This is a genomic window from Streptomyces niveus (assembly GCF_001723055.1).
Classification (GTDB): Bacteria; Actinomycetota; Actinomycetes; order Streptomycetales; family Streptomycetaceae; genus Streptomyces; species Streptomyces niveus.
Map to the genome: position 1 here is coordinate 1 of NZ_MDCR01000498.1, position 6,561 is coordinate 6,561.

Annotated in this window: 7 protein-coding genes; 1 reads left to right on the plus strand and 6 read right to left on the minus strand. The window is 70.7% G+C overall.

All coding sequences use genetic code 11. The annotated features are described in order from the left end of the window. The 5 genes from BHU15_RS36800 to BHU15_RS36820 form a co-directional block, all read right to left on the minus strand. A partial coding sequence (locus BHU15_RS36800) for a beta-ketoacyl-[acyl-carrier-protein] synthase family protein (protein WP_069631050.1) occupies positions 1-1,228 on the minus strand: 1,228 nt, incomplete at its 3' end. Positions 1,229-1,307: 79 nt separating this feature from the next. After that, positions 1,308-1,556: an acyl carrier protein gene (locus BHU15_RS36805; RefSeq protein ID WP_023542032.1), complete on the minus strand. Its 249-nt coding sequence runs from the start codon at positions 1,554-1,556 to the stop codon at positions 1,308-1,310. Between the two features lie 72 nt (positions 1,557-1,628). Next, on the minus strand, positions 1,629-2,630 hold the full coding sequence (locus BHU15_RS36810; protein ID WP_069631051.1) for a ketoacyl-ACP synthase III: 1,002 nt from the start codon (positions 2,628-2,630) through the stop codon (positions 1,629-1,631). 15 nt (positions 2,631-2,645) lie between these two features. Continuing rightward, entirely contained in the window at positions 2,646-3,572 is a 927-nt protein-coding gene (locus BHU15_RS36815) for an ACP S-malonyltransferase (protein ID WP_069631052.1), read from the minus strand. An 89-nt stretch (positions 3,573-3,661) separates the two neighbouring features. After that, the gene (locus tag BHU15_RS36820; RefSeq protein ID WP_069631053.1) at positions 3,662-4,843 is read right to left on the minus strand and encodes a PucR family transcriptional regulator; all 1,182 of its coding nucleotides are present in this window, start codon (positions 4,841-4,843) and stop codon (positions 3,662-3,664) included. Positions 4,844-4,904: 61 nt separating this feature from the next. Here BHU15_RS36820 and BHU15_RS36825 point away from each other — a divergent pair, with 61 nt between their 5' ends. Beyond that, positions 4,905-5,567, plus strand: coding sequence for a pirin family protein (locus tag BHU15_RS36825; RefSeq protein ID WP_069631055.1), 663 nt, complete (start codon positions 4,905-4,907; stop codon positions 5,565-5,567). Here BHU15_RS36825 and BHU15_RS36830 read toward each other — a convergent pair. After that, complete coding sequence (locus BHU15_RS36830) at positions 5,564-6,379, minus strand: serine hydrolase domain-containing protein (RefSeq protein ID WP_069631054.1); 816 nt, start codon at positions 6,377-6,379, stop codon at positions 5,564-5,566. The genes BHU15_RS36825 and BHU15_RS36830 overlap by 4 nt on opposite strands. Positions 6,380-6,561: the final 182 nt, after the last annotated feature.

Here is a 6,561-nt window from a genome sequence, read left to right on the forward strand (position 1 = left end):
CGCCGAAGCCGAACGAGTTGTTGATCGCCGAGATCGTGCCCCCGGGCAGAGCCCGCGGCTCGCCGCGCACGATGTCCGCGTCGACCTCGGCGTCAAGGTCGTCCACGTTGATCGTCGGCGGGGCCAGGCGGTGGTGCAGCGCGAGCACCGTCGCCACCGTCTCGATACCGCCGGCGCCGCCCAGCAGATGGCCGGTCATCGACTTCGTACCGGAGACCGCGACATGGTCGAGGTCCTCGCCCAGGACCCGGCGCAGCGCCTTGATCTCCGCGATGTCGCCCTGCGGCGTCGAGGTGGCGTGCGCGTTCAGGTGCACGACCTCCGACGGCTTCATTCCGGTGTTGTCGAGCAGGTTCTGCATCGCCGCCGCCACACCACGTCCGGTGGGCTCGGGCTGCGCGATGTGGTGGCTGTCGGCGGACAGGCCCTGGCCCAGCACCTCGCAGTACACGCGCGCGCCGCGGGCGGCGGCGTGCTCGGCGGACTCCAGGACCACGACCCCCGCGCCCTCGCCGAGGACGAAGCCGTCACGGGCCTTGTCGTAGGGGCGGGACGCCTTGGTGGGCTCGTCGTTGTTCTTCGACATCGCCATCATGTTGGCGAACGCGGCGACCGGCAGCGGGTGGATCGCCGCCTCCGTGCCGCCCGCCACCACGACGTCGGCGCGGCCGGTGCGGATCATCTCCACGGCGTAGCCGATCGCCTCGGCGCCCGACGCGCACGCGGACACCGGAGTGTGCACGCCCGCCTGGGCGTTCACCTCCAGACCCACGTTGGCGGAGGGGCCGTTCGGCATCAGCATCGGCACGGTGTGCGGGGAGACGCGGCGTACGCCCTTCTCCTTCAGCACGTCGTACTGGTCGAGAAGGGTGGTCACGCCGCCGATGCCGGAGGCGATGACCGTGCCCAGCCGTTCGGGGGCGACGCTCTCGTCCTCACCGGCCTTGGCCTTGTAACCCGCGTCCGCCCACGCCTCACGGGCCGCGATCAGCGCGAACTGCGCCGAGCGGTCCAGCTTGCGGGCGAGCGGGCGGGGCAGTACGTCGCCCGGGTCGACCGCGGCGAGCGCGGCGATCCGGACCGGCAGTTCGGCGAACCGCTCGCCTTCGAGGGGCCTGACGCCCGAGCGGCCGGCGAGCAGCCCCTCCCAGGTCGATGCGCTGTCGCCACCCAGCGGTGTGGTTGCGCCGATACCGGTGACGACCACGGTGCGATTGGTCGGGCTCACTGGAATTCTTTCTCCACGTGTAGAGGGTGCGGAATTTTTACGGCGCCACCACCGGGTGGCGTCAGCCGCGCGACCTGGATCAGGCCTGGTGCTTCGCGATGTAGTCGGCGGCGTCGCCGACGGTCTTCAGGTTCTTGACGTCGTCGTCCGGGATCTTCACGTCGAAGCGCTCCTCGGCGGCGACGACGACCTCGACCATGGACAGCGAGTCGACGTCCAGGTCGTCGGTGAAGGACTTGTCCAGCTGGACGTCCTCGACCGGGATGCCGGCGATCTCGTTCACGATCTCGGCGAGACCTGAGACGATCTCTTCCTGAGTGGCGGCCATGTGGGCGCTCCTTCGATATTCAGCGTGAGCAGAGGGATTTGTACGAGCACGGTCCGGAAAGCTCCGGTGTGCCTAGGGGAGGGTAACGACCGTCGCGGCGTACACGAGACCCGCCCCGAAGCCGATGACGAGCGCGGTGTCGCCGCTCTTCGCCTGACCGGTCGCCAGAAGCCGCTCCATCGCGAGCGGGATCGAGGCGGCCGAGGTGTTGCCGGTGGTTTCCACGTCACGGGCGACCGTGACGTGCTCCGGCAGCTTGAGAGTCTTCACCATCGAGTCGATGATCCGCATATTGGCCTGGTGCGGAATGAAGACGTCCAGGTCCGCCGAGGTGATCCCGGCCGCGTCGAGGGCCTGTTGGGCGATCTTCGCCATCTCGAAGACGGCCCAGCGGAACACCGCCTGGCCCTCCTGCGTGAGGGCGGGGAACTTCTCGGGCGTTCCGTTGCGGTAGTCGTCCCACGGCACGGTCTGCGTGATCGTGTTCGACTTGTCGCCCTCGGAGCCCCACACGGTGGGACCGATCTCCGGCTCCTGCGACGGGCCGACGACGACCGCGCCCGCGCCGTCGCCGAACAGGAAGGCCGTGGCGCGGTCTTCGAGGTCCGTGAGGTCCGACAGCCGCTCCACGCCGATGACCAGGACATAGTCGGCCGAGCCCTCGACGACCATGCCCTTGGCGAGCGTCAGCCCGTAACCGAAGCCGGCGCAGCCCGCCGAGATGTCGAACGCGGCCGGCTTGCCCGCGCCGATCCGGTCGGCGATCTCCGTCGCGACGGCCGGCGTCTGCTTGAAGTGCGAGACGGTCGACACGATCACGCCGCCGATCTGCTCCGGCGTGATCCCGGCGTCGGCGATGGCCTTGCCCGACGCCTCGATCGACATCATCGCCACGGTCTCCTCGTCGGAGGCCCAGTGACGGGTCGCGATACCGGAGCGGGAGCGGATCCACTCGTCGGACGAGTCGATCGTCTCCAGGATCACCTCGTTGGGCACCACGCGCGTCGGACGGTAGCCGCCGACACCCATGATGCGGGCGTACGGAGCGCCCTGGCTGGGCCTGATCTTCGCCATGCTCTCTCGGGCTCCTTAGGAAGCGTGCTCTGCGACGATCTCGCGAGCCGCGTCGAGGTCGGCGGGGGTCTTGAGCGCGAGGGTCTTCACACCGGGCAGGGCGCGCTTGGCGAGGCCGGTCAGCGTGCCGCCGGGGCACAGTTCGACCAGCGCCGTCACACCCTGCTCCGTGAACGTCTCCATGCACAGGTCCCAGCGGACCGGGTTCGCGACCTGGCCGACCAGACGTGCGACGACCTCGGCCCCCGTGGCCACAGTCTGCCCGTCCTTGTTGGACACGTACGGCAGGGCGGGGTCGGACACGTCGAGCTTCTGCGCCGCGTCCGCCAGCCGTGCGACCGCCGGAGCCATGTGGTCGGTGTGGAAGGCGCCCGCGACCTTCAGCGCCACCACCCGTCGTACGCCCTCCGGCTTGTCGGCCTCCAGCGCGGCGATCTGCTCCAGCGTGCCCGCGGCCACGATCTGGCCGGCGCCGTTCACGTTCGCCGGGGTCAGACCGAGCTTCGCCAGATGCGGCAGCGTCACCTCGGGGTCACCGCCGAGCAGCGCCGCCATACCGGTCGCCGTCAGCGCCGCCGCGTCGGCCATCGCCAGACCGCGCGTACGGACGAAGCGCAGCGCGGCCTCCTCGCCCAGCACACCCGCGTACACGGCGGCGGTGATCTCACCGACGCTGTGCCCCGCGACCGCGCCCACACGGCCCTCGCCCAGCAGCCCGCGCACGGCCCCGGCGGACAGCAGTCCGGCGGCGACCAGCAGCGGCTGGGCCACCGCGGTGTCACGGATCTCGTCCTCGTCGGCCTTCGTGCCGTAGTGGACCAGATCGAGGTCGATGGCGTCCGACCACGCCCGCAGCCGGTCTTCGGCGCCGGGGAGGTCGAGCCAGGGAGTCAGGAAGCCGGGCGTCTGAGCGCCTTGGCCGGGAGCGACGAGTACGAGCACCCTCACACTCTCTCGTGCGGACGGCCTCCGCCGCCCGTGGGGACAAGGACGAAGAACCGTCGGGGTAATTGTTGAAGTCCCACAAAAGGCTACGAAGACGATTCCCCGTCGGCCAGCCTTCCCAAGATCAACGCGATCCGCAGAGTGAAAGCGGAACGGACATCGGACGGCGACCATCCGGTGACGTCGGTCACACGTCGAAGCCGGTAGCGCACGGTGTTGGGGTGTACGAAGAGCATCCGCGCGGCACCTTCGAGACTGCTCGCCTGCTCCAGATACACACTCAGAGTTTCCAGCAATGCCGAGCCCGCTTCTTCCAGCGGTCTGTAGATCTCCTCCACCAGTTGCTCACGCGCGGCCGGATCCGACGCGATCGCGCGCTCCGGCAGCAGATCGTCGGAGAGTACGGGACGCGGCGCGTCCTGCCACGCCGAACACGCCTTCAGCCCGGCTGCCGCCGCCTGCGCCGACCGCGTGGCCGCCAGCAGGTCCGGCACCACGGGCCCCGCCACCACAGGGCCCGCCGCGTACGGCCCGATCAGGGCTTTCGCGACCTGGAGCGGATTGTCGCTGCCGCCCGCGATGACGACCAGCCGGTCACCGAGGACCCCCGTGAGGACCTGGAGCTTGGCGTGCCGCGCGGCCCGGCGGATCGCCTCCACCGTCAGCTCGCTGTCCCCGTCCGGCGCCGTACCCAGCAGCACGCACACATGCTCCGGCGAGTTCCAGCCCAGCGCCGAGGCCCGCGACACCGCGCCCTCGTCGGCCTCACCCGACAGCACCGCGTTCACCACCAGCGACTCCAGCCGCGCGTCCCACGCGCCACGCGCCTCGGCGGCCTGCGCGTACACCTGCGCCGTCGCGAACGCGATCTCCCGCGCGTACACCAGCAGCGCCTCCCGCAGCACCGACACATCGCCGGGCGCCGCGACCTCCTCGATCGCCGACTCCATGACCTCGATGGTGGTGCGCACCATCTCGACGGTCTGGCGCAGCGTGATCGCCCGCGTCAGCTCACGCGGAGCCGTACCGAACACATCGGTGGAGATGGCCTGCGGGGTCTCCGGGTGCCGGAACCACTCGGTGAAGGCCGCGATCCCCGCCTGGGCCACCAGACCGATCCACGAACGGTTCTCCGGCGGCATCGCGCGGTACCACGGCAGCTTCTCGTCCATGCGGGCGATCGCGTTCGCGGCCAGCCTGCCGGCGGACTTCTCCAGTCGGCGCAGGGTCGCGGGATGCGGATGGGCTTCGTTCGCGGGTTCAGGCACGGGACAAGACTGCCTTATCAGGACGGCCGTGTGCCGGGCCGGGTCTACCGTGGGGACCGTGATTTCCGTCCGGTACGCCGACGACCGCTATCCCGGCGGTGACCTGTCCGCCGGGATCGAGTCCCTCCACGCCTTCTCCTTCGGGCAGTTCTACGAACCCGACAACCTCCGCTTCGGCGCGGTGATCGCCTGCAACGAGGAACGCCTCGCCCCCGGCGCCGGGTTCGACGAACACCCGCACAGCCACACCGAGATCATCACCTGGGTCGTCGACGGCGAACTCACCCACCGCGACTCCGCCGGGAACACCACGCGGGTACGCCCCGGCGACGTCCAGCGCCTCGGCGCCGGCGGCGGCGTACGGCACGAGGAACGCAACGACGGCCCGGAGCCGCTGGTCTTCGTCCAGATGTGGCTCGCCCCGCTCACCCCCGGCGGCGACCCCCGCTACGAGATCGTGCGCGGCATCGCCGACTCCACCCCGTACGCCCTCCCCGAGGCCGGCGCGATGCTGCACGTACGCCGCCTGACGGAGGGCGAACGGGCCGCGGTCCCCGACGCGGCGAAGGCGTACCTGCACGTCGTACGCGGCCTGGTGGTCCTGGCGGGCGTGGCCCTGGGCCCCGGCGACTCCGCACGCATCACCGACTCCGTGGCGCTGGAACTGGCCGCGGAGGAACCCGCCGAGGTACTGATCTGGGAACTGGCCCCGGACACGCCCTAGGAGCGCAGCTCCGCCAGCACCGCGTCCGTGAACGGCGGCCACGCCTCGACCGCCCACGGGCCGAAGTCCCGGTCCGTGAGCGCCACACACGCGGCGCCCGCGTCCGGGTCGACCCACAGGAACGTCCCCGACTGCCCGAAGTGGCCGAACGTACGCGGCGACGACGAACCGCCCGTCCAGTGCGGCGACTTGGAGTCGCGGATCTCGAACCCCAGACCCCAGTCGTTGGGCTTCTGATGCCCGTAGCCCGGCAGGATCCCCGACAGCCCCGGACGGTCCACCGTCATCGCGTCCAGCACCGTACGCGGATCGAGCAGGCGCGGCGCCTGAAGCTCCGCCGCGAAGCGGACCAGGTCGTCCACCGTCGAGACACCGCCCCTGGCGGGCGAACCGTCCAGCGTCGTCGACACCATGCCCAGCGGCTCCAGGACCGCCTGGCGCAGATACTCGCCGAACGGGATGTCCGTCACCTTCGCGACGTGCTCACCGAGCGCCTCGAAACCCGCGTTCGAATACAGCCGCCGGGTGCCGGGCGGCGCCGTCACCCGGTCCTCGTCGTACGCCAGACCGCTCGTGTGCGACAGGAGATGGCGGACCGTCGAGCCCTCGGGCCCGGCCGGCTCGTCCAGCTCCACCGCCCCCTCCTCGTACGCCACGAGCACCGCGTACGCGGCCAGCGGCTTGGTCACCGACGCCAGCGGGAAACGGTGCGACGCCGGGCCGTGCGACCCGCTCACCGTGCCGTCCGCCCGCACGACCGCCGCGGCGGCCGTCGGCACGGGCCAGTTCTCGATCATCGCCAGGCTCTGCATGGCCCCGAGCGTAGACGGACCCCGCCCCGCTCCTCACCCCGGGCGGACCGAAGCGAAAATCGTCCCGTGTTCCGCTTGCTTCGAGTGCACTCCAAGGTTCTACGTTTGAAGGTATGACGCTGCTCGAAAGCACCCCCGTCCGGACGGCAACCGAGGACATCTGCGTATCGGCACCGCCGGCG

Bases quoted from the DNA above. Each gene is read 5' to 3' on its own strand.
- BHU15_RS36805 (WP_023542032.1), bottom strand. From the start codon at position 1,556: ATGGCCGCCACTCAGGAAGAGATCGTCTCAGGTCTCGCCGAGATCGTG.
- BHU15_RS36810 (WP_069631051.1), bottom strand. From the start codon at position 2,630: ATGGCGAAGATCAGGCCCAGCCAGGGCGCTCCGTACGCCCGCATCATG.
- BHU15_RS36830 (WP_069631054.1), bottom strand. From the start codon at position 6,379: ATGCAGAGCCTGGCGATGATCGAGAACTGGCCCGTGCCGACGGCCGCC.